Raw genomic sequence first — 25,994 nt, 5'->3', positions numbered from 1 at the left:
TCAGATGTCCAGCACGTGCATGTCCTGCAGCACCTCGGCGATAGCCCTGACCGCAGCTTGCATGCCTGCGGCATCGACCTGGCCGATACAGCCCACGCGGAACGTGTCCACCTGGGTCAGCTTGCCCGGGTACAGGATGAAACCCTTGGCCTTGACCTGTTCGTAGAACGCCTTGAACTGGTAGCGCGGGTCCTTCGGTGCGTGAAACGTGACGATGATCGGTGCCTGGATTGCCGCCGGCAGGAAGCTGCGCAGACGCAGTTCGGCCATGCCGTCCAGAAGCGTCTGGCAGTTGTGGGCGTAGCGTTGGGCGCGGGCGGGCAGGCCGCCTTCTTCGTGGTATTGCAGCAGCGCTTCGTGCAGGGCGGCGACCACGTGGGTCGGCGGGGTGAAGCGCCATTGACCGGTCTGGGCCATGTAGCTGTGCTGGTCGAACAGGTCCATCGCCAGGGAGTGAGAGTTGCCCCGGCTGGCGGCCAGCGCGGTTTTGTCAGCGAACACAAAGCCCATGCCCGGCACACCTTCCAGGCATTTGCCGGAGGCGGCGATCAGCGCGTCGAAGGGCACTTCGCGCGCATCGATGGGCAATGCGCCGAACGAACTCATCGCGTCGATGATCAGGCGCTTGCCGTGGCGTTTGACCACCTCGGCGATCTGCGCCAGCGGGTTGAGGATGCCGGTGCTGGTTTCGCAGTGGATCAGCGCGACATGGGTGATGGACGCGTCGGCGTGCAGCAGGCGGTCCACATCGGCAGCGGCGGTGGGTTCGTCCTCCAGGGTTTCAAAGGTGCTGAACGCGCGGCCGAGCACTTCGCAAATCTTCGCCAGGCGCTTGCCATAGGCGCCATTGACCAGCACCAGCACCTTGCCATTGCGCGGCACCAGGGTGCCAATGGCGGCTTCGACGGCGAAGGTGCCGCTGCCTTGCAACGGCACGCAATGGTGGTGCTCGGCGCCATGGATGATTGCCAGCAGCTGTTCGCAAACGCTGGCGGTGAGTTGGTTGAAACGCTCATCCCACGAACCCCAGTCCACCATCATCGCCTGACGGGTGCGGTGTGAAGTGGTCAGGGGGCCGGGGGTAAGCAGCAGTGGCGCGGCAGGGTTCATCTCGGGTCCTCGCAAAACAACGGGTCGACTCTACGGCGCCTAAATTGCAGTTTGGCTTGTTATCAATCAAATTGTTTGTTGTTATGCGAGCTATCAGTGAGGCCGATAGCTATGAACCTGTTCCAACTGCGCGCATTCGATGCCGTGGCCCGCGAGGGCAGTTTTACCCGTGCGGCGGCCCGGCTGTTCATCAGCCAGCCGGCGGTGACCGGGCATATCAAGGCCCTGGAAGAGCACTACCAGATTCCGTTGTTGCGCCGCACTGCGCGGCGGGTGGAGTTGACCGAAGAAGGCGCGCGCCTGGCGGCGATCACTCGCGCGATATTCGGCTTGGTGGACGAGGCGCAGGCCATGCTCGAAGCCAACCGCCAATTGCTCACCGGGCGCCTGGAAGTGGCGGCGGATGGCCCGCACCTGGTGATGCCGATGATTGCTCGCCTGCGCGCACGCTATCCCGGCATCACGGTGAACCTGCGCTTGGGCAACGCCCAAGAAACCCTCGCGGCGTTGTTGTCGGAACATGCCGACGTGGCGGTGCTGACCGAAGTTGAGCCGCGCAATGGCCTGCACCTGCAGCCCCTGGGCGAGTCACGCATGTGTGCGCTGGTACCGGCGGCGCATCCGTGGGCGGCGCAGGCCAAAGGCATTGAACTGGCGAAGTTGAACGAGGTGATCATGGTGCTGCGCGAGCCCAGCTCTATCACCCGGCGCACCTTTGACGACGCGTGCCTGGCCGCCCAGGTCCGGCCCAAGGTGCTGCTGGAACTGGACAGCCGGGAAGCGGTGACCGAGGCCGTGGCCGCCGAGTTGGGCGTTGGCGTGGTGTCGTCGATGGAGGTCAGTCAGGACCCGCGCGTACGGGCGGTGCCGGTCCTGGGTGATGGCCTGCTGAATCGCCATAGCCTCGGCTGCCTGGAGCGGCGCCGGGCGTTGCGCTTGATCCAGGCGTTTTTCGAGTTGGCGCCTTGAGGGTTTTTGGTGGAACGATGCGTTCTTGCGCTATAAACTCTGCCCCCAAAGCGCCGGCCAGTAGACGTTTCGGCGCGATGGACAGCAGAGAGTGAGTCATGGGCGCACAGTGGAAAGTCAAACATAAAGAAGCGGCAGCCAATGCCAAGGGCAAGATTTTCGGCAAGCTGGTGAAAGAAATCACCATCGCCGCCCGCAACGGCGCGGACACCTCGACCAACGCCCACTTGCGTCTGGTGGTGGAGCAGGCCAAGAAGGCCTCAATGCCCAAGGAAACCCTGGACCGCGCGATCAAGAAGGGCGCCGGTCTGCTCGGTGAAACCGTGCAGTACCACCGCGTGACCTACGAAGGTTTTGCCCCGCACCAGGTGCCGTTGATCGTCGAATGCGTCACCGACAACATCAACCGCACCGTGGCGGAAATCCGCGTGGCGTTCCGCAAGGGCCAACTGGGGGCTTCCGGCTCGGTAGCCTGGGACTTCAACCATGTCGGCTTGATCGAAGCGTCGCCGGACACTCCGGACGCAGACCCGGAAATGGCCGCTATCGAAGCCGGCGCCCAGGATTTCGAAGACGGCGAAGAAGAAGGCACCAGCCTGTTCATCACCGAAACCACCGACCTGGACGCCGTGCAAAAAGCCTTGCCGGAACAGGGCTTCACCGTGCTGTCGGCCAAGCTGGGCTACATCGCGAAGAACCCGGTGACCGGCTTGAGCGAGGAGCAGATGGCGGAAGTCGAAGCCTTCCTGGAAGGCCTGGACAACCATGATGACGTGCAGGATATGTTCGTCGGCCTGGCTGGCTGATTCGTATCTGAATGCAGGGTGTCAAAATGTGGGAGGGGGCTTGCTCCCGATAGCAGTGGGTCAGACACAGAGAATGTGGCTGATACACCGCCATCGGGGCATAGGTATCTACACAACTTTGGCGTAGACCTGAACCTGTGGCGAGGGAGCTTGCTCCCGATGGCGACCTGACGGCCTATAGCTATCTGACTGATGCCGCGCGATCCAAATGTGGGAGGGGGCTTGCTCCCGATGGCGGCCTGACAGCCGACCTGGATGTTGGATCAGAGCGCGTCCATATCCGTTGCTGCGGTAACGGCGACTTAGGGTTCCGCCCTGACGGCGGCTCACTTTTGAAAAGCGCAAAAGTTAGCAAAACGCTCTTGCCCCACCACTCGGCACCTCGCCTAGGCTCGGTGTGCCCGTAATCCGACAGTGATTTGGGGGGCCGCCGCCACGCGCCATCCATGGCGCGGGGCGGCTAAACCGGCATCCCTGCCGGTTTACCCCCCAAATCACTGTCGAATTGCGGCCAGCGTGGTTTAACGGGGCGCCTAAAATCAAGAGCAAGATCAAGAGCGGCTCGCTTCGCATCGTGGTTACCGTAGGCTGCTACAAAGTTGTGTAGATACCTATGGCCATCGGGGGCAAGCCCCCTCCCACATTGGTTAGTGGTGTTGGATGGGTTGAAGCACGAGTTCGATATCTGCGAAGCTCGGTCGCGCCAGCACATCGGGTTGGCAACAGCTAATTTGCAGCTCAATCAGATCGTCTCCCGCTGCCCCCTCAACCCGCTCCAGCAACTCCCCCAACAACACGCCAAATGCGCGCACTTCAATGCGCTGCAGCGCCCTGGTTTCCAGGGTGTCCGCCTTGGTGTGAAACGACGCCGCGCCAAAGTCCCCCAGTAAACACTCGCCCGCGCTATTCCACAGAATATTGTGGCCGTACAGGTCGCCATGGGTGATGCCATGCCGGTGCAGGTGCGCGGCCACCGAGGCGATGCCACGGGCCATGCGCACTGCCACGTCGAGGCTCAAGCGCGTGCCAGGCTCGTACACATCCCGGGTACAGGACGCCAGGCTTGGCAGCGCCGCGAGGTTGCGGTAGCTCGGGTCGATCAGGTCCATCACCAGCGCGGCCTGGTCATCCGGATGGCCGACGACACGCCCCTGCACCTTGATCAGGTTAGGGTGCAGCCCAGCGGCGATGCACGCTTGCATTTCATGCAGCGGCGAACCGTCGCTGGTGATCGTGCCTTTATACAGTTTGACTGCCACCGGCAGCGCATGAGGCGTCCACACCGCCTTGCGGATAATGCCGGAGGCGCCTTCACCAAGCACTTCGCCCAGTTCCAGTTCGGCCCAGGCAATATCGGCTGTCGCGTCATCGCCCGCCACGTCCACGGCCGTCTCCACCGGATTGCCAGCATAGGCCAGCCACGTCAGGCTCGGCATCGTCAGCAGCCAGTCGGGCAGGTGGGTCAGGCGGTTGGACGCGATGCGGATCAATTCAAGGTTTTCGCAGTGGGTCAGGCTGGGGGGCAACTGTGTCAGTTGGTTGCCGGCCAGCATCAGTTTTTGCAGCAACGGGCGCTGGCCGAGCTCGTCGGGCAACTGGCCGATGCAGTTGTCGGTGAGGATCAGCCAGCGCAACTGGGGCGGCAGGGCGGCGGCAGGCACGTGGCGGATCTGGTTGGCCTTGAAGCCAATCATGCTCAGCGTGGTGCACTGGCCCAGGCATTCCGGCAGTTCGGTGAACGCGTTGTCCGAGCAGAACAGCACGCGCAAGTGCTTGAGGCGGTGCAGGTCGTCCGGCAGGCTGCTCAAGGCGTTGCCCGTCAGATTGAGGATTTCCAGCGAGTCGGCCAGTTCGAAGATCTCCCGAGGAAATTCGGTCAATCCGCAGGCCAGGTCCAGGCGTGTGGCACCGGCCAATTGGCCGGCCTTGAGTTGGGCGAGGGTATTGATCAACGGCGCGGTCACTCGGCAAAGGGGCGTGAAAAGGCGCTCATGATACCGGGTCGGGCGCAGGTTGCGTGCTGTACCCTTGCAATTGCCCCAGGCGGCTGGCAGTCCGGGCCAGATCAATGGCCTTGCCACTCAAGGCCTGCTCCAGCGGGTGGTCGCCGATCAGGATCAGGTGTTTGTCGCGGTCGTAGAGCACGTCGATCAGGTTGATAAAGCGTTGCTGCACGGCTATCGGGCAGTCGGCAAGGTGGGGCAGGCCGTCGATGATCCAGTGATCGAAGTCCTGGCACAGCAGCAGGTAATCCATCACGGCGGTGAGCTGTTCGCACAGATCGTTGAAGGTGAACGCGATGCTCCGCGCTTCATGGCGGCGGCACTGCAGCTGCCGGTTGCCGACGGCCAGGGGCAACGCCGGGCAATCCGCGTCGGGCAGCCCAAGCGCCGCACGTTGCGCCACGCTGCCTGGCCAGACATACAGGCCGCTGCTGAAGCGCTGTTCCGTATGGGCTTGGGGCAGGCGGCGAAAATCCTCGGGCGCACTCACTTCCAGCACGTCCATGCGCGCTGCGATCAGGTCGATCACTGGCTTGAAGCGCTGGTGGTACAGCGGGTTGGGCAGCAGGCCCTCGGGCGCGTAGTTGGACGTCACCAGCACCAGCACGCCGCGCTGGAACAAGGCCTTGAACAAGCGGCTGATGAGCATGGCGTCGCCGATGTCGTGCACGTGGAATTCGTCGAAACACAGCACGCGGGGGCAGCCCGCCAGTAGTTCGTCCAGCGTCACGGCCAGCGCATCGTCGTGTGCGCGATGCTGGAACATGCCTCGGTGCAGTGCGGCGAAAAAGTCGTGGAAGTGCACGCGCTGCTTGGCGCTGATCGGCAGCGCCTGGAAAAAGCCGTCGAGCAACCAGCTCTTGCCGCGCCCCACCGGGCCGTGCAGGTACAGGCTGCGCGTGGGCTCACCATTTAGCAGGTGTTGGGTTTCGCGGGCCATGGCGGCAATTGCACGGGTCTGTCCGGCACTCAGGGTGTACCCCTGTTGCTCGGCCTTGTTCTGGAAGAATGCCGGAATAGGCGAGTCTTGCGGGCTTGAGGGGCTAGTGCCTAGCAGACGCCGGATCAGGGAAAGCACGGTCAAAGCGCGTCACTCTTGTTTCGGTGGTCGCTCACTTTAGGATGCTCGCCGCGATTTGACCAATAGCCAGGATGCGCCCAGCCATCTCAAAAAGGCATGACGCACGGGTTTTCCTGACCAGACTGGCAGAATCGCTCCCAGTGACTACCCTTGTACCAAGGAGTCACCCCTGTATAAGGATTTGGGGCAGTGAAGGAACGAACAGTACTGGCAATCATGGCCGCAATGCTCTGCAACACGGCGTTTGCCGCGCAGCTCCAGGTGGAGGTGCGCATCGACGTGCAGCGCGGTTGCCAGTTGGTCGGTACCACGCGCGATGCGGGTATCGAACAGCTTGGGGTTCTGGATTTCGGCCGTGTCCCGCGTCTGGATGACCCGGCAGGCCCTTTGAGTGCAGCGCTGATCAGCCAGCGTCAGCCGCGGCTGGAGTGCAACCCTGATACGCCCTACCAAATACGCGTTGACGGCGGCCTGCATGGCGGTGTCGGCGAAGTGCGTTATCTGGTCAACGGAGCGCCTGCGAGCAAGCCCATTCCCTATCGCATCTATGCCGATGCCGCGCGGTTGATTCCGTTACCGGTCAACGTGCCCGTCAGCGGCCGCGTGCCGGACACCGGTTCCGTCGACCTGCCGCTGTATGGCCGTATCGAACCGCTCAAGGACATTCCCGCCGTCGGCCGCTATTCCGACCTGCTCAAGGTCACGGTCACATGGTAAGCCGCTATCTGGCCGCGACGGCCCTGGGCAGCCTGCTGTGGCTGGCGCAAGGCGCACAGGCCGGCGCGGTCAACGGGCAGATCCACGCACGGTTGGTGATCACCGCCAGCTGCGAAGTCAGCAAGGGCATGGAAACCGCGCCGGTGACCCCCGAGGGCGGCACCGCGCGCCTGGATTTCGGCCAGCAAGGGCCGACCTGGAATGACACCTTGGGTGCGGCCATTTCCGACACCGACAAGGCTCCGCTGTCAGTGTCCTGCAACCCCTCGGTGGTCAGCAGTTTCACCGTGACCATCGACGGTGGCGCCAATGGCGACGGCACCACGCGGCGCTTGAGTAACGGCCGCCACACCATACCGTATCGGCTGTCGGCCGATGCTTTGGGCCGCAGCACCTACAGCATCGGCCAGCAACGCAATTTCGCCGTGACCCATGGCACCCAGGTACCGATCCCGGTATTTGGCTCCGTGGTGGCGAATACCAGGGCCCTACCGGCCGGCATCTATACAGACACCCTGACGGTGACTCTGGATTGGTAAACCATGAGGATGGATATCATGCATGTACTCGTATCTCGATTAGGCGTTTGTGCCCTGGGCCTGGCGATGGCCTCCAGCCTCAACGCCGCGACCACCGTGACCGGGCAGATCAGCTCCAGCCTGACATTGATCGCCAGCTGCCAGGTCAACGGCTCTGGTGCCGCCACCGGGTTGAACTTCGGTAGCCTCAACTTCGGTACGACCAACAGCTTGTTTACCAGTGCCAATGCCCAGTTGCTGGGCGGTACCGGAACGGGCGGTGCGCTGTCGATCCTGTGTTCGGCGGGCACCACGCCTGCCGTCAAAGTGCGCGCCGGTGCCCATGATGGCGCGTCCCCGGGCGGCACTCGAGCACTGGCCGATGGCGCGGGTAACTTTGTGCCGTACGACTTTTACACCGACAGCGGTTTCTCTTCGCTGCTGGCGATCGACGGCGTGATTACCCTCGCCGCGAGTACCGGTGTGGCGCAAACCGTGGGCCTGTATGGGCGTGCAGTGGGCAAGCCGGGGCTGCCGGCAGGCGTCTACACCGACACCGTCGCCGTGGAACTGACGTTCTAGTGAAGCTGCGCGCACTGTTTCTGGCCTGCGGGCTGGCATTGCCGCTGCCGTTGTCGGCGGTCACCAGCCAGAGCTTCCAAGTCAGCGCGACCATCACACCGGGGTGCCTGATCGTGGGCGGCGGCAGCAACTACGGCGCGCTGGCCTACGGCAGTTATTCGGCCCTGGCCACCAGCACCGTGAGCGCTGCGCTGACCGCCGGTGTGACGCTGCAATGCACGCCGGGCGTGGCGTTGAGCATGAGTGTCGACGGCGGGCTGCACAGCAGCACCGGGCGCAACCTGCAGCTCAATAGCGGCAGCGCGCGGGTGGCTTACCAATTGTTTCGCGATGCGGCGTTCAGCCAGAGCCTGGGGATCAGCCAGAGCGTCAGCGTGAGCTACAGCGATGCGAACAACATCAGCCTGCCGATTTACGGGCGGGTGGTACTACCGGGCAATCAGCCTGGGGGGATATACAGCGACACGCTGCAGGTGCAGCTGTCGTGGTAGGGCTATCGGTATAAGGAGTGGTTTTATGCGTTCACCTTCCCGGCGGTTGTGGGCCGCGGGTGTTGTCTTGAGTGCCCTGGGCACGGCCGGGCTCGCGCAGGCGGCCAGCTCGGTGCTGATCTGGCCCATCGACCCGGTGCTGGAGGCCGACCAACAGGCCAGCGCGCTGTGGCTGGAGAACCGTGGCAGCGAAACGGCCAACCTGCAGGTGCGCGTATTCGCCTGGAGCCAGAATGGCTTCGACGAGCAATACCAGAACCAGCGCGATGTGATCGGCAGCCCGCCGGTGGCGAAGATCGAGCCGGGGCAGAAGCAACTGGTGCGCCTGACCCGTACCCGTGAAGTGCCGCCCGGACAGGAATTGGCCTATCGCATCATCATTGATGAAATCCCCTCGGCGCTGCAGGTGCCCGCGCCACCAGAAGGCAAGAACACGGCGGCGGCGATTCGTTTCCAGATGCGCTACTCGGTGCCGTTGTTTGCCTACGGCGCCGGCCTGTGGAGCAAGGACGACGCGACCCGCCAGCGCGACCCCAAAGGCGCGGGCAAGCCGCAATTGAGCTGGCGCAAAGTCAATGTGGCCGGGCGCAGCTATATCGAGGTACATAACCAGGGCGCCGTGCATGCGCGGTTGACGGATGCCTCGTTCAAACAAAGTGGGCAGACGCGACCGCTGGTAGAGGGGTTGCTCGGCTATGTGCTGCCGGGCGCAACCATGCGTTGGCCGGTGCCGGACGCCGTGTCGGCCGACCAGCCGTTGCAGGTCAGGGTCAACGGCGCAGCGCAGTTGGAGAGCCTGGCGCCGAAACGCTAAACAGCGTGTCGCGGGACGGGCGCACGCCCGGGTTTTGACAGGATGGAGATGTCCATTGAAGGACGCAACGCCATGCTGAGTCGTGGTTGGGCTCGTGGTATATGGCCATCGGTGGCAGTGGCTAGCGGGCTGTGGGGCGCTGCCGTAGCGGGCGACCTGCCGCCGCCGCCGAGCAGTATGGAGGCGGTCGCCGATGCACAGCTGTTTTTGCAACTGGTGGTCAACCAGATGGACACCGGCCGTGTCATCGCGGTCGATCAACGGGCCGGGCAGCTTTATGTGCCGGCCAGCGCCTTGCAGGACGTGGGCATGAAGCTGCCCGGTGACCCCGACGGCAGCGTGGCGCTGGACAAGGTGCCTGGCCTGCACAGCGATTACGACAGCAACGGCCAGCGCCTGCTGCTGGATGTGCCGCCGGGATGGTTGCAGGAACAATTTATCGGCAACCGCAATACCTACCCGCGCACCCAAGCCATGAGCAGCTTCGGCGCCTTGCTCAACTACGACGTGTATTTCAACGACACCGACGAAGGCGGCAGCTACCTCGCGGCCTGGAACGAGGTGCGTCTGTTCGATAACTGGGGCACCTTGTCCAACACCGGGCAGTTGCGCCAGACCCTAACCCGTGGGCTCAGCGACAGCACGCTCAATAACGGTTACCGGCGCTACGACACCACGTGGCGCTTCTCCGATGATGAACGACTGCTCACCTATGAAGCCGGGGATGTGATCAGCGGTGCCTTGCCCTGGAGCAGCTCGGTGCGCCTGGGCGGAGTACAGCTGTCGCGCGATTTTGCCGTGCGCCCGGACTTGGTGACGTACCCCTTGCCGCAATTTGCCGGTGAGGCAGCGGTGCCTTCGTCGGTCGACCTGTTTATCAACGGCTATAAATCCGAAAGCGCGCAGCTGCAACCCGGGCCCTATACCCTGACCAACATTCCCTTTATCAATGGTGCCGGCGAGGCCGTGGTGGTCACCACCGACGCCCTCGGTCGCCAGGTGTCGACCACCGTACCGTTCTATGTCACCAGCACCTTGTTGCAGCAAGGCCTGACCGATTTTTCCGTGGCTGCCGGTACCTTGCGTCGCGACTACACCGTGCGTGATTTCGGCTACGGACCGGGTGTGGCCAGCGGTACGTTCCGCTATGGGTATTCCGACAACCTGACCTTGGAAAGCCACGCCGAAGCGTCCAGTGACCTGACCCTCGGCGGGCTTGGCGGCAACCTGCGCCTGGGCAATTTCGGCGTGCTCAATACCGCCGTCAGCCAAAGCCAGTTCGACAGCCGCAGCGGCCAGCAACTGAGCCTGGGCTATCAGTACAACAGTACGCGCTACAGCCTGATGTATCAGCGCGTCGAACGGCGCGACGCGTATGCCGACCTGACCCTGGTCGACACGCCGTACGCCAGCCTCAGCAAGCGCAGCGAACAAGTCACCCTGAGCCTCAATCTGGAGCGGTTCGGCAGCCTTGGCGTGGGGTATTTCGATGTGCAGGCGGCGGACGATTCGCGCACGCGCCTGCTCAACCTGAGCTGGAGCAAACCGCTGTGGCGCAACTCCAGCGTGTACCTGTCGGCCAACCGCGAAATCGGTGACAGCAACTGGGCGATGCAGGCGCAACTGGTGGTGCCCTTCGATCTCAATGGCAGCCTGGCCTTGAGCACCGAGCGCAGCAAGGCCGGCGCCAGTCGCCAGCGCATCAACTACAGTCGTGCGGTGCCCAGCGAAGGCGGGGTGGGCTACAACCTTGGCTACGCCCAGGGCGACGGCCCCACCTATCGCCAGGCCGACCTGACCTGGCGTTTGCAGTCGGTGCAATTGCAGGCCGGCGTGTACGGCAGCAGCGACGCCGAGACGCGCTGGGCGGATGCCAGCGGTTCGCTGGTGTGGATGGGCGGTAACGTCTTCGCCGCCAACCGTATCAACGATGCCTTTGTGGTGGTGAGCACCCAGGGGTTCGCCGGGATTCCGGTGCGCTATGAAAACCAGTTGGTCGGCGAGACCGACAGCAAGGGCCACTTGCTGGTGCCGTGGAGCAGCGCCTACTACCGCGCCAAATATGAAATCGACCCGCTTAACCTGCCGCCGAATGTGCAGAGCCCGAACGTGGAACAGCGCGTGTCGGTACGCCGTGGCAGTGGCTACCTGTTGGAGTTTCCACTGCGCCGGGTGCTCGCCGCGAGCATCACTCTGGTCGACAGCCAGCATCAGGAGTTGCCGCTGGGCAGCCTGGTGGTGCATGAACAGAGCAACACCCAGGCGGTGGTGGGGTGGGATGGCCTGGTTTACCTGGAAAACCTCAGCGCCCACAACACGCTGCAGGTGACCCTGGGCGAGGGCCGCACCTGCCAGGCGACCTTCACCATCGATGAGCAACAACAGGACGTGCCGCTGATCGGGCCGTTAGTCTGTCAATGAGCGGATGCACAGGGAGCGTGCGAGTGAGAGGCAAGGGATGGCTGTATGGGATAGGGCTGCTGTGTTCGGGCCCGGCAATGGCGGCATGTTCGGTGGTGTCTACGGTGCCGGCCAGTTTTGGCTCGATCAGTTCGATGACTGTGCGCACCGCCGCGCAGACCAGTTCCACCACCAACGCCGGGCTCAGTTGCACCTCGGCGCTGATATCGCTGCTGGTGTCGACTGACCATTTCTACGCCACCATCACCTCGACCAAAACCGGCATGGTCGGGCCGACCGGTGATGTGATTGGCTACACGATTTACGGCACTAACAGCACCAGTTACCCGATCACCCGAGGCGCGCAGTTCGATTTTGGTGGCTCGGGCGGCATTGCGCAGATCCTCGGCCTGATTGCCGGGCCAGGTGCGAAAACCGTGCCGCTGTATGTGAGCAGCATCACCGGCAGCAATGTTGCCGCGGGTTTGTATACCGAGACGCTGAGCATCGCCTGGAACTGGAATTATTGTTCGGGGATCGGCCTGGGCGGCATCTGCCTGGGACGTGACATCGGCAGCGGCACGGGTTCACTGACGGTGAGCATGAACGTGACCAATGACTGCCAGATCACCGCCCCCAATGTCAGCTTCGGCAGCGCGCCGGTGGTGAGCGGGTTCACCGCCGTCACCGGGCAGACCATCAATATCGCCTGCACCAAGGGCAGTGCCTACACCGTGGGGCTGAGTGACGGCCAGAACCCGGTCAGCGTCGGTGGGCGGCGGCGGATGATTTCCGGCGCCAACTACCTGGCCTACGACCTGTTCAAAAGTGCCGGTACCACCCGTTGGGGCAGCGTTGGCGCGGCGCGGCGGGACAGTTCCACGGCGGAGGTCAATCCCGGCAATGGCTTGGGCACGGGCAGCCAGGTGTACAACTACAACGCCCGGGTCTACACCGACCAGCCCACGCCGCCCGCCGGCACCTATGTGGACAACGTGGTGCTGGACGTGGGCTTCTAGAATTCCATGTGTGGCGCGGTGACCTGATCGACCGGGCTGACCATCGCGTAGTTGTAGCCACCGCCCGACCAGTAGTCGGCCTGCAAGCCGTCGGCGCTGCGGCTGCCGCGCGGCAGGAAGCCGTTGTTCGGGCCAGGCGGACGGATGTAGAAGCTGATGCGACGACCTTGCGCGTCTTCGTACAGCACCATGGCCGCCGCGCCTTGATCGGTGGTGAGCAAGCGCCCGCTGACCGGCTTGAACCCGGCCTGGCTGAGGTCGGGCAAGCGATGGGCCTGGTTGAAATAGCGGTCGAGCCAGGCTTGCATCGTGCTGCGGTCCTGGGCGTTGTAGTCCGCGGGCATGATGCCGTCCTGGGCAAACAAGCGATATGCCTGCATGGCATCGGCCATTGGCAACAGCGGCGGCTGGGTGGCTTCGCGCGCGTGCCAGCCGCCCAGCCCGCCGAGGCTGACGGCAATCAGCAGCAGCGCCGCAGTGGCGAGGTGGCGGCGGGACTGCTGCCTGATGCGCTGGCGAATCAGCGCCGGGTCCAGTGCCGGGTTGCTCGGCTGTTGCAGGGCACCGCTTAACGAGGCGCGCAGCAACTGCGCATCCTGTTGCCAGGCGTGCACCTGGGCGGCCACGTCGGGGTGGCTCGCCAGCCAGGTTTCAAGCATTCGGCGATCGCTGTCCAGTAACTGGTGATCGACGTAGGCGTGCAGGTCGCGTTCGCTGGGGGGCAGGCTGATCATTTGAGTATCCGCAGGGAAGGGCTGGCAATTTCGCCATCACTGAGTTGACGCAGGGCCTGGCGGGCGCGGGACAGCCGCGACATCACCGTACCGATGGGCACTTCGAGAATGTTGGCGACTTCCTTGTAGCTCAAACCTTCGACCGACACCCACAGCAGCAGTGCGCGCTGCTCGGTATTGAGTTGATCAAAGGCTTTCAGGGTGGATTGGGCCATCACCGTGCGTTCCACCGACGGCTGCGCATCGTCGCGGCCGGTGAAGAATTCGAGCATGCGTGCGTAGCGTCGGCTGCGCCGATGGGCATCGAGGAACTGCCGGTAGAGGATCGAAAACAGCCAGGCGCGCAGGTCGCCTTCGATGCGCTTGTCGGCCCACGCGATGATCGCCCGTTCCAGGGTCGACTGCACCAGGTCGTCGGCGCTGCTGGTGTTACGGGTCAGGGACACGGCGAAGCGCCGCAGCCTGGGGATGATTTCACGTAACGGTTCGTCGAGTTCATGCATGGGCGTCTGGCTGGTCGCTACGCTGGGACTAGGGAGACGTCCGGCGCTAAAGGTTATTCCTTGGGCTGAAGAAATAAAACGCAGCCGTGGAATAGAGCTTATCGGCGTACGTCTCAATGCTCCGACCTTGTGTTTCATCCCCTTAGGCCTCTGGCCTGGAGTTCATTCATGGTAGATCACTCATCACCGCCTCGTCCTCCGTTGAGCACTGCGAGCCTGATCGCACGGCTCGTGGGTATCGGTGCCGTGGTTGCCGTTGTTGCCGGGGCATTTGCCTACGTCAACGGCACCCTTGACCCACAACGCCTTCGCCCAAAAACCTTGGTCAATGCCCTGGAAACCAATAACGGCGTGCACCCCGGGTTTCGACGTAACCATGCCAAGGGTGTGTGCGTGGCCGGGTATTTCGAGAGCAGCCCCGAGGTGCGCCCTTACTCCAGCGCCCAGTTGTTCAACGAGGCAAAAACCCCGGTGATCGGGCGGTTTGCGTTGCCCAGCGGCAACCCTTATGCACCGGACAGCAGCGTGCCGATCCGCAGTTTCGCCGTACAGTTCAGCCAGGCCAACGGCCAGCAATGGCGTACGGGGATGAACAGCATGCCGGTGTTCCCGGTGGGCACGCCCGAGGCGTTCTACCAGTTACTCAAGGCCGGCGCACCGGACCCCGCCACGGGCAAGCCGAACCCGGCGAGTATGCCGGCGTTTTTTGCCGCACACCCTGAGACGGCACCGTTCCTGGCATGGGTTAAAACCGCCAAGCCATCGGCCAGTTACGCGACCGAGACCTATAACGGCATCAATGCGTTTTACCTGGTGAGCGCCGATGGCCAGCGCCAGGCCGTGCGTTGGGCCGTGGTGCCGCAGAGCCAGGACGCCGCAGGCGATACCGTGCCAGAGGGCGGCGACTTCCTGGAAAAAGACCTGGTGCAGCGCCTGGCTGCCGGGCCTCTGCGTTGGCAGCTGAACATGACGCTGGCCAACCCTGGCGATCCACTGGATGACGCGAGCAAGACCTGGACCGGTGAACACAAGGTGCTCAACGCCGGCAGCCTGGTGTTGCAGAGCAGCCAGCCGCAAGCTGATGGCGATTGCCGCGATATCAACTTCGACCCGCTGATTCTGCCCAGCGGTATCGAGGCCTCCAATGACCCGCTGCTGGCTGCACGCTCAGCTGCCTATGCCAGTTCTTATCTGCGCCGTGCCGGTGAAGTCAGCCCGTTGCACAGTGCCTCCCAGGAGTCGAAGCCATGAAGGTTCAACCAAGGTTTTTCGCCCCGTTGGCGCGTTTGCTGCACTGGCTGATGGCGCTGATGATCATCGCCATGCTGTTTATCGGCGCGGGCCTGGCGGCGTCGGTGTCTGAGCGCCACGAGTGGCTGATTCACCTGCACAAGCCGCTGGGGATCGCCATTCTGGCGCTGGTCATTGTGCGTCTGGCAGTGCGTTTTTCCACGCGCCAACCGCCGCTGCCAGCGGACTTGCCGCTGTGGCAAGTGCTGGCAGCTAAGGCTTCCCACGTGGTCTTGTACGGGCTGATGCTGGTGTTGCCATTGCTGGGTTGGGCAATGATTTCGGCGGCCGGTGACCCGGTCATGCTCAGCAGCTCGGTGCAACTGCCGGCACTGGTGTCGGCGAATGCACCGTTATTTGCACTGTTGCGCAAGGCCCACGGTTACCTTGCCTACCTGCTGTTCCTGACCGTGCTGGTGCATTTGGCGGCCGCCCTGTTCCATGGGTTGATCCGTCGTGATGGCGTGCTGCAAAGCATGACGGGCACCCGGCACTGATCAGGCGTTTGATCGACGGTTAACGCACGTGGCCGATAATATCGGCCACGCTGCTCAGGACGTCCTTGCCCAGTTGCTTGGAGCGATCGCCGGACCAACCGGTTTTCGGGTTGGGCGCGTCGTCGTTGTCCTTGAAGGGCATCTCCAGGGTCAGGGACAGGCAATCGTACTTCTCACCCACTGCGTTGCAGGCCAGGGTCATATTGGCCTGGCCGGGCAGGTCGCGGGTATAGCCGTGGGTGGTCTGGAAGTCACGGGTCAAGTGGCTCAGGTGGCTGCGGAAATGTTTTTCCAGGGCTTCGATACGCGGGGTGTAGCCGGGGTTGCCTTCGCAGCCGGCGGTGAAGACGTAGGGGATCTCTTCGTCGCCATGGATATCGAGAAACAGGTCGACCCCGTATTTCTCCATCTGCTGTTGCACGAACAGGACTTCCGGGCTGAGTTCCTCGCTGGCGCTCTGCCAGGCGCGGTTGAGGTCCTGGCCCATGGCGTTGGTGCGCAGGTGGCCATGGAACGCGCCATCGGGGTTCATGTTGGGCACCAGGTACAGGTCGGCCACCGCCAGCAGTTTCTTCAATTCGGCGTCACCGTCCTGTTGCAGGCGTTCGATGACGCCTTCCATAAACCATTCGGCCATGTGCTCGCCGGGGTGTTGCTGGGCGATGATCCACACCTTGCGGCGACCTTCGCCGCCTTTGCCACGGCGCAGCAGCTGGATATCCCGACCCTCGACACTCTTGCCGGTGGCGAGCAGCTTCACGCCGGCGTACTTCAAGGCCTGCTCGATCAGCCAGTCGTGACGTTCACGGCTGTACGGCTCGAAGTAGGCGAACCACGCGTGCTTTTCTTGAGTTTGGAGGCTGATGTGCAGGATCTCGCCATCAAAGCGCGACGGCACGCGGAACCAATTGACATGGTCATAGGACGCCACGGCGTTATAGCCGCTCCATGCATGCTTGTAAGATGAGCGGCCCGCGTTGCTCAGGCGAAAAATATGGGTGTGACCCACATGCATGCCTTCGGCCTTGAAGTGGAACCACTGGAAGTGTTGGCTACGGGTATCGGGTTTGATTGCCAGCAACAACTGGTAGGCATCGCTGGCATCCAGTACCTGGATATTGCCGCTGTCGAAATCAGTGCTGATCTTGATGGAAGTCAAGGCCACGGTCATAGTCTGGTTGCCTGAATATGAGGATGTGGCGGCTATCTTACACAGACGGCAGGTAAATTCTGGAAGCAAAATTATTGCGCGGGGGAGGGGGGCGTCATCCGTGACGCCGCAGCAGCTTAGAGTCTATGAGATTGATTCTCAAGCGCTAAATCGCAAAGATCCAGGCTAGAGCCTTGGTGCGTCTTTCTTTTCGCGATGGTCTTTTGCTACCATGCGCGCCATCAAGCAACACACAGTCTTCATTAGCCTGAAGCCATGCCAGGAACGACTGGCAAAAAAAAGACCCGGCCAAAGAGCCGGGTCAAAAACCGTGATTAGCCTGATGAGGAGATATTCCAAGAGTCCGACCTAAGGTCTCTTGGTCTATCGACTGATCTCGCGATCAGCTGGGTCCAATAATAATCATTATCATTTGCAAGTCAAATGTTTTTAGCCGCTCGATAGAATTTTTTTTCGTGCGCGCCTCACACTTGGGTCTGAGCCTCTGGTGCTCGTAACGACCGCTCCACCATCGCCTTCGCCATATCGATCAAATACACCACTGAAAACGCCAGGTCGCGATGGTTGCCTTGATGGCTGCTTGCCGACTCGTAGGCGGTTGCCGCGGCACTGCGCAGCAGGTCCGAGGCATGCACCAGCGCTTCCTCCTGGCTGATGCCTGACTTGATGGTGAAGAAGGCCGCGTCGGCAGCGGGTGCAGACATATCTTCTTTCAAGTAATAGTCGAGCGCGCGCTGAGCCGCGCCGCTGCAGCGCAGGTCGTTCAACTCAGTGTGTTCAGGTGTTTCAGGCAGGTGATACGGGCTTGTCGTCATAAGGCGGGGTACTCCGGGTGGGTGTCGAAAACCTTATGTCGATGATAGTACGTATCGTATTTATGTCGTTTTATGGATTACTACAAACTGTTTATTGCCCTGAAAAATACGCAACGTATTGTCAGCGCCATGGATAACTGGATAGCGTTGGTGCGAGCCAACATGAAAGACCGCAAGGTCACGCAGGATGAACTGGCAGAGCGCCTGGGCATGTCCCAGGGCGGCGTGGGCCATTGGCTCAACAAGCGCCGCGTGCCGAGCCTTGCGGACATGAACCGGGTGCTGGCGGAGCTGGGGCTGGGCGACCTGGAGGTGGCGCTGGAGATTCGCGAGAGGGTGCAGGCAGAGGCGCCACGGGTGCACCACTACAACCCGTATTTTCGTTACCCGGTCAGCGATTGGAACGGCCTGTGCGAGCTGCGTGAAGCACGCGCCAGCTATGGGCCGGCACGCTTCGAATTGACCGATTACCACGCCCACGGCGAAGCCTTCTGGCTGCCGGTGATCGGCGACGCCATGACCGCCCCCAGCGGCCTGAGCATCAGCGCCGGCATGTTGATCCTGGTCGACCCGGCCATCGCTGCCGAGCCCGGCAAACTGGTGGTTGCGCAGTGGCTCGACAACCCCCAGGCCACTTTTCGCCAGTTGCAGGCGGACAGCGGCCAGCTTTACCTGGCGCCGCTCAATCCGACCTATCCCAAGCTGCTGTTCACCGACGATTGCCGAATCCTTGGCGTCGTCGTGCAAGCCACGGCGAAGTTCTAGTCCGCCGTTTCCAGTTCCACCAGCGCACTGCCTTCGGCGACCATCTCGCCTTCCTGGCAAAACAGCGCCTTGACCACACCCGCCTCGGGAGCGCGGATGCTGTGTTCCATCTTCATCGCTTCAAGTACCACCAGTTGCGCACCGGCTTCCACGCGTTGCCCGATGTCCACCAGCACCCGCACGATGCTGCCGTTCATGGGCGCGCTGAGACCGCCCTGATGGGAGTGGCTGGCATCGACCGCCGCAATCGGGTCGAACAGGCTGATTGCCTGCATCTCGCCATCCCAGCGCAGGTACACCGTTTCCTCATTGCGCACCGCCAGATGTGAGCGGCGTACACCTTGGTGTTCGAGCATTAGTTGCTCACCCTTGAGTGGCAATGATGGCCCTGTCAGCGTGACCAGCCGATCCTGCCCATTGCAGCTCAAATGCAGCGAGACCTGCGCCGGCAACCCGGCGCGAAAGCCCTGGGTGGCGGCCCAGGGTCCGTCACCGCTGGGCAAACTCTGGATGAAGGCCGAACCCGCCGCCTGCCAGAACTCATCGCTCAGCGCACCGACTGCTGGCAGTAGCTGTTCCTGATAGCGCGGAATGAATCCGGTATCCAGCTCAGCCGCGGCAAATGCCGGATGACCGATGATACGCCGCAGGAAGCCCAGGTTGGTCTTGAGCCCGCCCACTGCAAATTCGTCGAGCATGCTCAGCAGCCGCAGTCGCGCCTGCTCACGGTCCTCGCCCCAGGCAATCAGCTTGCCCAGCATCGGGTCGTAGAAGGGCGAAACGCTGTCCCCTTGTTCGACGCCGCTGTCCACGCGTCGACCCGGACCTGGGCTGGACTCGCGATACACCGTCAGCCGCCCGGTCGCCGGCAGGAAATCATTGGCCGGGTCTTCGGCGTACAGCCGTACCTCGATCGCATGGCCCCTCAGCGGCACCTGCGCCTGGGTGATCGGCAGCGCCTCGCCCTGGGCCACGCGGATCTGCCAGGCCACCAGGTCGAGGCCGGTAATCGCCTCGGTGACCGGGTGTTCCACTTGCAGGCGCGTATTCATTTCCATGAAGAAAAACTCGCCGCGGGCATCCAGCAAAAACTCCACCGTCCCCGCGCCTACATAGCCTATAGCCTGCGCCGCGCGCACCGCTGCTTCGCCCATGGCCTTGCGCTGATCGCTACTGAGCCCCGGCGCGGGGGCTTCTTCCACGACCTTTTGATGACGCCGCTGGATCGAGCAATCACGCTCATTGAGGTAGAGGCAGTTGCCGTGTTGATCGGCAAACACCTGGATTTCCACATGGCGCGGTTTGAGCAGGTATTTCTCCACCAGCATCTGCCCGTTGCCAAATGACGACAGCGCCTCCCGCTGGGCGGAGGCCAGGGCTTCTGCCAACTGGCTGACCTCCTCGACCACCTTCATGCCCTTGCCGCCACCGCCGGCCGTGGCCTTGAGCAGCACGGGGTAACCGATGCGCGCACAGGCCTCGCGGAAAGTCTCCAGGTCCTGGGCTTCGCCGTGATAACCGGGCACCAGCGGCACGCCTGCGGTTTCCATCAGCGCCTTGGCCGCCGACTTGCTGCCCATGGCGTCGATTGCCGAGGCGGGCGGGCCGAGGAAGATCAAGCCCGAGGCTTCGATGGCCCGAGCGAACCCGGCGTTTTCCGAGAGGAAGCCATAGCCCGGATGAATCGCCTGGGCGCCGCTGGCGTGGGCGGCGGCAATCAGTTTGTCGATCTGCAGGTAGCTGTCCGTGGCCTTGCTGCCACCCAGGTCGACGCAAATATCCGCTTCGCGGCTGTGCCGGGCATCACGGTCGATCGCGCTGTGCACGGCCACGGTGGTCAGCCCCATCGCCTTGGCGGTGCGCATCACCCGGCAAGCGATTTCGCCACGGTTGGCCACCAATACGGTAGTGAGTGTCGTCATGGGTGCGGCTCCTTGGACTGCCAGCTCGGCGCGCGCTTTTGCAGAAAGGCGCGCAAGCCTTCCTGGCCCTCGGCACTCACCCGGATACGTGTGATGGCATTTTCACAGTAGCGCCGCAGCGCCGGGGTGAGGGCGCCGTTGCCCACCTCGCGCAACAAGTCTTTGCTCGAGCGCATCGCTGCCGGGCTGTTTTGCAGCAGATTGGCGACCCACGTGTCTGCCTGTTGGTCCAGCGCATCGGCCGGGTAGCTTTCCGCCAACAACCCGATCTCGCGCGCACGCTGACCGCCGAACCGCTCGGCCGTCAAGGCATAGCGACGGGCCGCGCGTTCACCGATGGCCTGCACCACGAATGGGCTGATCACCGCCGGCGCCAGGCCGATACGCACCTCCGACAGACAGAACTGCGCGTCATCCGCGCCAATCGCCATGTCGCAGCAGCTGATCAAGCCCAACGCGCCGCCGTAGGCCGCGCCTTGCACCACCGCCAGCGTGGGGATTTTCAGCTTGGCCAGGTTGTACATCAGCTCGGCCAGTTCACGGGCGTCGTCCAGGTTGGTGTGATAGTCCAGCTCGGCCGACTGCTGCATCCAGGCCAGGTCGGCACCGGCGCTGAAGTGCTTGCCGCGCCCGCGCAGCACCAGAAAGCGCAGGGACGGGTCGCCCTGTACGTGGTCGAGGGCGATGATCAGTTCGCGGATCATCTGCGCGTTGAACGCGTTGTTCTTGGCTTCGCGACTGAGCCACAGCGTGGCAAAGCCACGGGGGTCGGTGATCAGTTCGAGGGTGTTGAAATCGCTCATGGGTACAGCTCCGATTACATGCGGAACACGCCGAAGCGGCTCGGCTCGATAGGGGCGTTCAGGGCGGCGGACAGCGCCAGCGCCAGCACGTCGCGGGTCTGCAGCGGATCGATGACGCCGTCATCCCACAAGCGTGCGCTGGAATAGTAGGGGTGGCCCTGGGTTTCATACTGGTCGAGGATCGGCTGCTTGATTGCCGCTTCATCGCTGGCACTGAATGCTGCGCCTGCGCGCTCTGCCTGCTCACGCTTGACCTGCACCAGCACGCCCGCGGCCTGTTCGGCGCCCATCACGCCGATGCGTGCGTTGGGCCACATCCACAGGAAGCGCGGGTCATAGGCGCGGCCGCACATGCCGTAGTTACCGGCACCGAAACTGCCGCCGATGATCACGGTGAACTTCGGCACCTTGGCGCAGGCCACCGCCGTGACCAACTTGGCGCCATGCTTGGCGATGCCGCCGGCTTCGTACTTCTGGCCGACCATGAAGCCGGTGATGTTCTGCAAGAACAGCAGCGGAATCCCGCGCTGGCAGGCCAGTTCGATAAAGTGCGCGCCTTTCTGCGCGGCTTCGGCGAACAGAATGCCGTTGTTGGCCAGGATCGCCACCGGATAACCGTGCAAGTGCGCAAAACCGCAGACCAGGGTGGCGCCGAACAGTGCCTTGAATTCATCGAACACCGAACCGTCCACCAGCCGTGCGATCACTTCGCGCACATCGAACGGCTGCTTGGCATCGGCCGGGATCACGCCGTAAAGCTCTTCGCTGCTGTACAGCGGCGCCACGGGCGGACGTTGGCGCAACTCACCCAGCTTGCGCCAATTGAGGTTGGCCACGCTACGGCGGGCCAGGGCCAGGGCATGCTCATCGTTGTCGGCATAATGGTCGGCCACGCCGGAGATTCGGCAATGCACATCGGCACCCCCGAGGTCTTCGGCACTGACCACTTCGCCCGTGGCGGCCTTCACCAGCGGCGGGCCGGCGAGGAAGATAGTCGCCTGCTGGCGCACCATGATTGCTTCGTCGGCCATGGCCGGCACATAGGCGCCGCCAGCGGTGCACGAACCCATCACCACGGCGATCTGCGGGATGCCCTGGGCGCTCATGTTGGCCTGGTTGAAGAAGATTCGCCCAAAGTGTTCGCGGTCCGGGAATACTTCATCCTGACGCGGCAGGTTGGCGCCGCCTGAGTCCACCAGATAAATGCAGGGCAGGCGGTTCTGTTCGGCGATGGTCTGGGCGCGCAGATGCTTTTTGACGGTCAACGGGTAGTAGGAACCGCCTTTGACCGTTGCATCATTGGCGACGATCATGCATTCCACGCCTTCCACGCGGCCGATGCCGGCAATCACGCCAGCGGCCGGCACGTCTTCGCCGTACACCTGATGGGCGGCCAACTGGCTCAATTCGAGGAACGGCGAACCGGGGTCGAGCAAGCGATTGATGCGCTCGCGTGGCAGCAGCTTGCCGCGCGAAGTGTGGCGTTCCTGGGCCTTGGCGCCGCCGCCTTGTTGTACCTGGGCGAGCAGGGTATGCAGCGCATCGACCTGGTGGCGCATCGCCGCGCTGTTGGCGCTGAACTCCGCCGAGCGTGGGTTGAGCTGGGTGTGTAGAAGCATGGGCTACTCCGTAGCAGCTTTGAGTTTCGAGCTACAAGCTACAAGTTAAAAGCAAGAGCACCGTTCTCTTGCCGCTTAAAGCTTGTCACTTGCCGCTGACGAAATTTATTTCGTCTCGTTAAACAGTTCGCGACCGATCAACATCCGTCGAATCTCACTGGTGCCGGCGCCGATTTCGTACAGCTTGGCGTCGCGCAGCAGGCGCCCGGCGGGGAATTCATTGATATAACCGTTGCCCCCCAGAATCTGGATCGCATCGAGGGCCATTTGCGTGGCGCGCTCGGCGCTGTAGAGGATCACCCCGGCTGCGTCCTTGCGCGTGGTTTCGCCGCGCTCGCAGGCCTGGGCCACCGCGTAGAGGTAGGCGCGACTGGCGTTGAGCTGGGTGTACATGTCGGCGACCTTGCCCTGGATCAGCTGGAATTCGCCGATGCTCTGGCCGAACTGCTTGCGGTCGTGGATGTAGGGCACGATCAGGTCCATGCAGGCCTGCATGATGCCGGTGGGGCCGCCGGAGAGCACCACGCGCTCATAGTCGAGGCCGCTCATCAGCACTTTGACGCCGCCGTTGAGCACGCCGAGGATGTTTTCCTGCGGTACGTGCACGTCATCGAAAAACAGCTCGCAGGTGTTGGAGCCGCGCATGCCCAGCTTGTCGAACTTGCTGCTGCGGCTGAAGCCTTTCCAGTCACGCTCGACAATGAACGCGGTGATGCCGTGGGCGCCTTTCTCCAGGTCGGTCTTGGCGTAGATCACGTAAGTGTTGGCGTCGGGACCGTTGGTGATCCAGGTCTTGCTGCCGTTGAGTACGTAAAAGTCACCCTGCTTGTCGGCGCGCAATTTCATCGAAACCACGTCGGAGCCGGCATTCGGCTCGCTCATGGCCAGTGCGCCGATGTGCTCGCCGCTGATCAGCTTGGGCAGGTACTTGAGCTTCTGTTCGTGGCTGCCGTTGCGGTTGATCTGGTTGACGCAGAGGTTGGAGTGGGCGCCGTAGGACAGCGCCACCGAGGCCGAGCCACGGCTGATTTCTTCCATGCTCACCACGTGCGCCAGGTAACCCAGGCCGGCACCGCCGTACTCTTCCGGCACGGTGATACCCAGCAGGCCCATGTCGCCGAACTTGCGCCACAGGTCGGCGGGGAACAGGTTATCGATGTCGATCTGGGCCGCTCGCGGTGCAATTTCCTTGGCCACGAAGGACTGCACCTGGTCGCGCAGCATGTCGATGGTTTCACCGAGGGCGAAGTTCAGGGACGGGTAACTCATGGACGGGCACCTTAATGTGAGCTTTTGTTGTTGTGCGGGCGGGGCGCGGAGGAGGGCGCTCACCTTTACGTTAACGTAAGCTTGCGTTAAGGCGCTGTCAATCGTAGTTTACGTTTACGTCAACCTACAAAAAAGACAACAGGGGTCGTTATGGATCAACCGAACCTGAGCTACAGCCGTGGCTCCCAGGACAAGGCCTTGCTCGCCGAAACCATTGGCCAGGCCTTTGACCGTACGGTGGCACGCTACCCGGATGGCGAAGCGCTGGTGGTGCGCCATCAGCAATGCCGCTACACCTGGCGACAACTGGCCGAGACGGTGGACGTACACGCCCGTGCGTTCATGGCCCTGGGCATGCAGGTCGGTGACCGCCTCGGCATCTGGGCGCCAAACTGTGCGCAGTGGTGCATCAGCCAGATCGCCAGCGCCAAGCTCGGGGTGATCCTGGTCAATATCAACCCGGCGTATCGCAGCAGTGAATTGGAGTACGTGCTCAAGCAGTCCGGCTGCCAGTTTCTGGTGTGTGCCGGCTCGTTCAAGACCTCCGATTACCACGCCATGCTGCAGGCGCTGAAGCCCGATTTGCGCGCTATTGTCAGTCTGGACCCCAGCCCGCCTGCGGAATTCGTGCCCTGGTCGCACTTGCTGACCCTGGCAACGCAGATTCCGCCTGAACAATTGCACGCTCGCCAAGCCAGCCTGCACGTCGACCAGCCCGTCAATATCCAGTACACCTCCGGCACCACCGGCTTCCCCAAGGGCGCCACCCTCAGCCACCGCAACATCCTCAATAACGGCTACATGGTCGGGCAAAGCCTTGGCCTCACGGCGCAGGACCGCCTGGTGATCCCGGTGCCGCTTTACCATTGCTTCGGCATGGTGATGGGTAACCTGGCCTGCATCACCCACGGCACCACCATGATCTACCCCAATGACGGCTTCGACCCGCTGCTCACGCTCACCACCGTCGCCGAAGAACGCGCCACGGCGCTGTACGGCGTGCCGACCATGTTTATCGCGCTGCTTGATCACCCGCGTCTCGACGAATTTGAATTATCCAGCCTGCGTACCGGGATCATGGCCGGGTCGACCTGTCCGATCGAGGTGATGCGCCGCGTCATTGGCCAGTTGCATATGAGCGAAGTGCAGATTGCCTATGGCATGACCGAAACCAGCCCGGTGTCGTTGCAGACCGGCGCCGATGACGACCTGGAGCGCCGCGTCACCACTGTGGGGCGCACCCAGCCGCAACTGGAAAACAAGATCGTCGACGCTGATGGCAACACGCTGCCACGCGGTGAGATAGGCGAATTGTGCACGCGCGGCTACAGCGTGATGCTCGGCTACTGGAACAACCCGGAGGGCACCCGCGACGCCATCGACGGGGAAGACTGGATGCACACCGGCGACCTGGCAACCATGGATCAACACGGCTATGTGTGCATCGCCGGGCGCAACAAGGACATGATCATTCGCGGTGGTGAGAATGTGTATCCACGAGAGCTTGAGGAGTTTTTCTTCACCCATCCGGCAGTGGCCGATGTGCAAATTATCGGCATTCCCGATGATCGCTATGGTGAAGAAATTGTCGCCTGGATCAAGCTTCACCCAGGGTATGTGGCGAGCGAACTGGAACTGCAAGCCTGGTGCAAGGGCCGCATCGCCCATTTCAAGACGCCCAGGTACTTCAAGTTCGTGGATGCGTTTCCGATGACGGTGACGGGCAAGATCCAGAAATTTCGCATGCGCGAAATCTCCATTGAGGAGCTCCAGGTTCGTTGACCGCTCCCTGCTGGGAAGAGCGTGCCGGCCATTTTGGCTTGCCCTGATGCCTTTGTAGGAGCGAGCTTGCTCGCGAAGAACCCAAGGCCTGCGCGTTTATTCAGAATGAACGCGTTGCCTGGACGTTTTTCGCGAGCAAGCTCGCTCCTACAATGGGCCACGTTCGTTCCCACGGAGCGCGATTACGGGCGGTACATCCGGCGTATCACGAAAAGCACAAAGGGGACCCGAAGGTCCCCTTTAATGTGTCGTTGCGTGCTCTTTTTTTATTATTGAGGGGCGGTCTATTGTTGTTTTTGGCAACCGTTACCCTT

24 protein-coding genes are annotated in these 25,994 nt (G+C 62.6%); 13 read left to right on the top strand and 11 right to left on the bottom strand.

The features are described from left to right. Entirely contained in the window at positions 1–1,110 is a 1,110-nt protein-coding gene (locus tag QF045_RS18805) for a 2-aminoethylphosphonate--pyruvate transaminase (protein WP_306493543.1), read from the bottom strand. Between the two features lie 111 nt (positions 1,111–1,221). Between QF045_RS18805 and QF045_RS18800 the strand changes: the two genes are divergently transcribed. After that, positions 1,222–2,079 (top strand): LysR substrate-binding domain-containing protein, encoded by an 858-nt coding sequence (locus QF045_RS18800; protein ID WP_306493542.1) that lies wholly within the window; start codon positions 1,222–1,224, stop codon positions 2,077–2,079. 98 nt (positions 2,080–2,177) lie between these two features. Continuing rightward, positions 2,178–2,885 (top strand): YebC/PmpR family DNA-binding transcriptional regulator, encoded by a 708-nt coding sequence (locus QF045_RS18795; protein ID WP_306493541.1) that lies wholly within the window; start codon positions 2,178–2,180, stop codon positions 2,883–2,885. Between the two features lie 647 nt (positions 2,886–3,532). Here the strand turns inward: QF045_RS18795 and QF045_RS18790 are convergent. Together QF045_RS18790 and zapE are read right to left on the bottom strand one after the other, a co-directional pair. Continuing rightward, the gene (locus tag QF045_RS18790) at positions 3,533–4,834 is read right to left on the bottom strand and encodes a protein kinase (RefSeq protein WP_306494925.1); all 1,302 of its coding nucleotides are present in this window, start codon (positions 4,832–4,834) and stop codon (positions 3,533–3,535) included. Positions 4,835–4,874: 40 nt separating this feature from the next. Further along, complete coding sequence (zapE, locus tag QF045_RS18785) at positions 4,875–5,972, bottom strand: cell division protein ZapE (protein ID WP_306493540.1); 1,098 nt, start codon at positions 5,970–5,972, stop codon at positions 4,875–4,877. A 222-nt stretch (positions 5,973–6,194) separates the two neighbouring features. On the opposite strand from zapE, the gene QF045_RS18780 reads away from it, so the two are divergent. The 7 genes from QF045_RS18780 (at position 6,195) to QF045_RS18750 (ending at position 12,510) form a co-directional block, all read left to right on the top strand. Continuing rightward, positions 6,195–6,686 carry a spore coat U domain-containing protein gene (locus QF045_RS18780; RefSeq protein WP_306494924.1) on the top strand — a complete coding sequence of 164 codons (492 nt, stop codon included), beginning with the start codon at positions 6,195–6,197 and terminating at the stop codon, positions 6,684–6,686. Further along, positions 6,680–7,225 carry a spore coat protein U domain-containing protein gene (locus QF045_RS18775; RefSeq protein ID WP_306493539.1) on the top strand — a complete coding sequence of 182 codons (546 nt, stop codon included), beginning with the start codon at positions 6,680–6,682 and terminating at the stop codon, positions 7,223–7,225. The genes QF045_RS18780 and QF045_RS18775 overlap by 7 nt, the downstream gene beginning before the upstream one ends. Before the next feature lie 18 nt (positions 7,226–7,243). Continuing rightward, the gene (locus tag QF045_RS18770) at positions 7,244–7,786 is read left to right on the top strand and encodes a spore coat protein U domain-containing protein (RefSeq protein ID WP_065894984.1); all 543 of its coding nucleotides are present in this window, start codon (positions 7,244–7,246) and stop codon (positions 7,784–7,786) included. Then, positions 7,786–8,277 (top strand): spore coat U domain-containing protein, encoded by a 492-nt coding sequence (locus QF045_RS18765; RefSeq protein WP_306493538.1) that lies wholly within the window; start codon positions 7,786–7,788, stop codon positions 8,275–8,277. The genes QF045_RS18770 and QF045_RS18765 overlap by 1 nt, the downstream gene beginning before the upstream one ends. A gap of 25 nt (positions 8,278–8,302) precedes the next feature. Continuing rightward, positions 8,303–9,091: a molecular chaperone gene (locus QF045_RS18760; protein ID WP_306493537.1), complete on the top strand. Its 789-nt coding sequence runs from the start codon at positions 8,303–8,305 to the stop codon at positions 9,089–9,091. Positions 9,092–9,163: 72 nt separating this feature from the next. Next, positions 9,164–11,512 carry a fimbria/pilus outer membrane usher protein gene (locus QF045_RS18755; protein ID WP_306494923.1) on the top strand — a complete coding sequence of 783 codons (2,349 nt, stop codon included), beginning with the start codon at positions 9,164–9,166 and terminating at the stop codon, positions 11,510–11,512. A gap of 77 nt (positions 11,513–11,589) precedes the next feature. Continuing rightward, a complete protein-coding gene (locus QF045_RS18750; RefSeq protein WP_306494922.1) occupies positions 11,590–12,510 on the top strand; it encodes a spore coat U domain-containing protein in 921 nt (306 codons plus the stop codon). Here the strand turns inward: QF045_RS18750 and QF045_RS18745 are convergent. Together QF045_RS18745 and QF045_RS18740 are read right to left on the bottom strand one after the other, a co-directional pair. After that, positions 12,507–13,244, bottom strand: a complete 738-nt coding sequence (locus tag QF045_RS18745; protein ID WP_306493536.1) for an anti-sigma factor — start codon at positions 13,242–13,244, stop codon at positions 12,507–12,509. The genes QF045_RS18750 and QF045_RS18745 overlap by 4 nt on opposite strands. Then, positions 13,241–13,747 carry a sigma-70 family RNA polymerase sigma factor gene (locus QF045_RS18740; protein WP_306493535.1) on the bottom strand — a complete coding sequence of 169 codons (507 nt, stop codon included), beginning with the start codon at positions 13,745–13,747 and terminating at the stop codon, positions 13,241–13,243. Before QF045_RS18740 ends, QF045_RS18745 begins: the two co-directional genes overlap by 4 nt. A gap of 168 nt (positions 13,748–13,915) precedes the next feature. Here QF045_RS18740 and QF045_RS18735 point away from each other — a divergent pair, with 168 nt between their 5' ends. Together QF045_RS18735 and QF045_RS18730 are read left to right on the top strand one after the other, a co-directional pair. Continuing rightward, positions 13,916–14,998 carry a catalase family peroxidase gene (locus tag QF045_RS18735; protein WP_306493534.1) on the top strand — a complete coding sequence of 361 codons (1,083 nt, stop codon included), beginning with the start codon at positions 13,916–13,918 and terminating at the stop codon, positions 14,996–14,998. Further along, positions 14,995–15,534: a cytochrome b gene (locus QF045_RS18730; protein ID WP_306493532.1), complete on the top strand. Its 540-nt coding sequence runs from the start codon at positions 14,995–14,997 to the stop codon at positions 15,532–15,534. Before QF045_RS18735 ends, QF045_RS18730 begins: the two co-directional genes overlap by 4 nt. A 19-nt stretch (positions 15,535–15,553) precedes the next feature. Here QF045_RS18730 and QF045_RS18725 read toward each other — a convergent pair whose 3' ends face one another. Further along, complete coding sequence (locus QF045_RS18725) at positions 15,554–16,705, bottom strand: M14-type cytosolic carboxypeptidase (RefSeq protein ID WP_306493531.1); 1,152 nt, start codon at positions 16,703–16,705, stop codon at positions 15,554–15,556. A 464-nt stretch (positions 16,706–17,169) separates the two neighbouring features. After that, positions 17,170–17,520: a DUF6124 family protein gene (locus tag QF045_RS18720; RefSeq protein ID WP_306493530.1), complete on the bottom strand. Its 351-nt coding sequence runs from the start codon at positions 17,518–17,520 to the stop codon at positions 17,170–17,172. Positions 17,521–17,649: 129 nt separating this feature from the next. On the opposite strand from QF045_RS18720, the gene QF045_RS18715 reads away from it, so the two are divergent. Continuing rightward, positions 17,650–18,285, top strand: a complete 636-nt coding sequence (locus QF045_RS18715) for a LexA family transcriptional regulator (protein WP_306494921.1) — start codon at positions 17,650–17,652, stop codon at positions 18,283–18,285. Here the strand turns inward: QF045_RS18715 and QF045_RS18710 are convergent. The 4 genes from QF045_RS18710 to QF045_RS18695 form a co-directional block, all read right to left on the bottom strand. Then, positions 18,282–20,207 (bottom strand): acetyl/propionyl/methylcrotonyl-CoA carboxylase subunit alpha, encoded by a 1,926-nt coding sequence (locus QF045_RS18710; protein ID WP_306493529.1) that lies wholly within the window; start codon positions 20,205–20,207, stop codon positions 18,282–18,284. The genes QF045_RS18715 and QF045_RS18710 overlap by 4 nt on opposite strands. After that, a complete protein-coding gene (locus QF045_RS18705) occupies positions 20,204–21,010 on the bottom strand; it encodes a gamma-carboxygeranoyl-CoA hydratase (RefSeq protein WP_306493528.1) in 807 nt (268 codons plus the stop codon). The genes QF045_RS18710 and QF045_RS18705 overlap by 4 nt, the downstream gene beginning before the upstream one ends. 14 nt (positions 21,011–21,024) lie before the next feature. Continuing rightward, complete coding sequence (locus QF045_RS18700; protein WP_306493527.1) at positions 21,025–22,629, bottom strand: carboxyl transferase domain-containing protein; 1,605 nt, start codon at positions 22,627–22,629, stop codon at positions 21,025–21,027. A 105-nt stretch (positions 22,630–22,734) separates the two neighbouring features. Further along, positions 22,735–23,898, bottom strand: coding sequence for an isovaleryl-CoA dehydrogenase (locus QF045_RS18695; RefSeq protein ID WP_306493526.1), 1,164 nt, complete (start codon positions 23,896–23,898; stop codon positions 22,735–22,737). Positions 23,899–24,048: 150 nt separating this feature from the next. Between QF045_RS18695 and QF045_RS18690 the strand changes: the two genes are divergently transcribed. Further along, complete coding sequence (locus QF045_RS18690; RefSeq protein WP_306493525.1) at positions 24,049–25,680, top strand: AMP-binding protein; 1,632 nt, start codon at positions 24,049–24,051, stop codon at positions 25,678–25,680. Positions 25,681–25,994: the final 314 nt, after the last annotated feature.

The sequence above is a fragment of the Pseudomonas sp. W4I3 genome, from assembly GCF_030816195.1.
Taxonomy (GTDB): Bacteria; Pseudomonadota; Gammaproteobacteria; order Pseudomonadales; family Pseudomonadaceae; genus Aquipseudomonas.
This window is presented reverse-complemented; position numbering and strand designations above follow the sequence as displayed.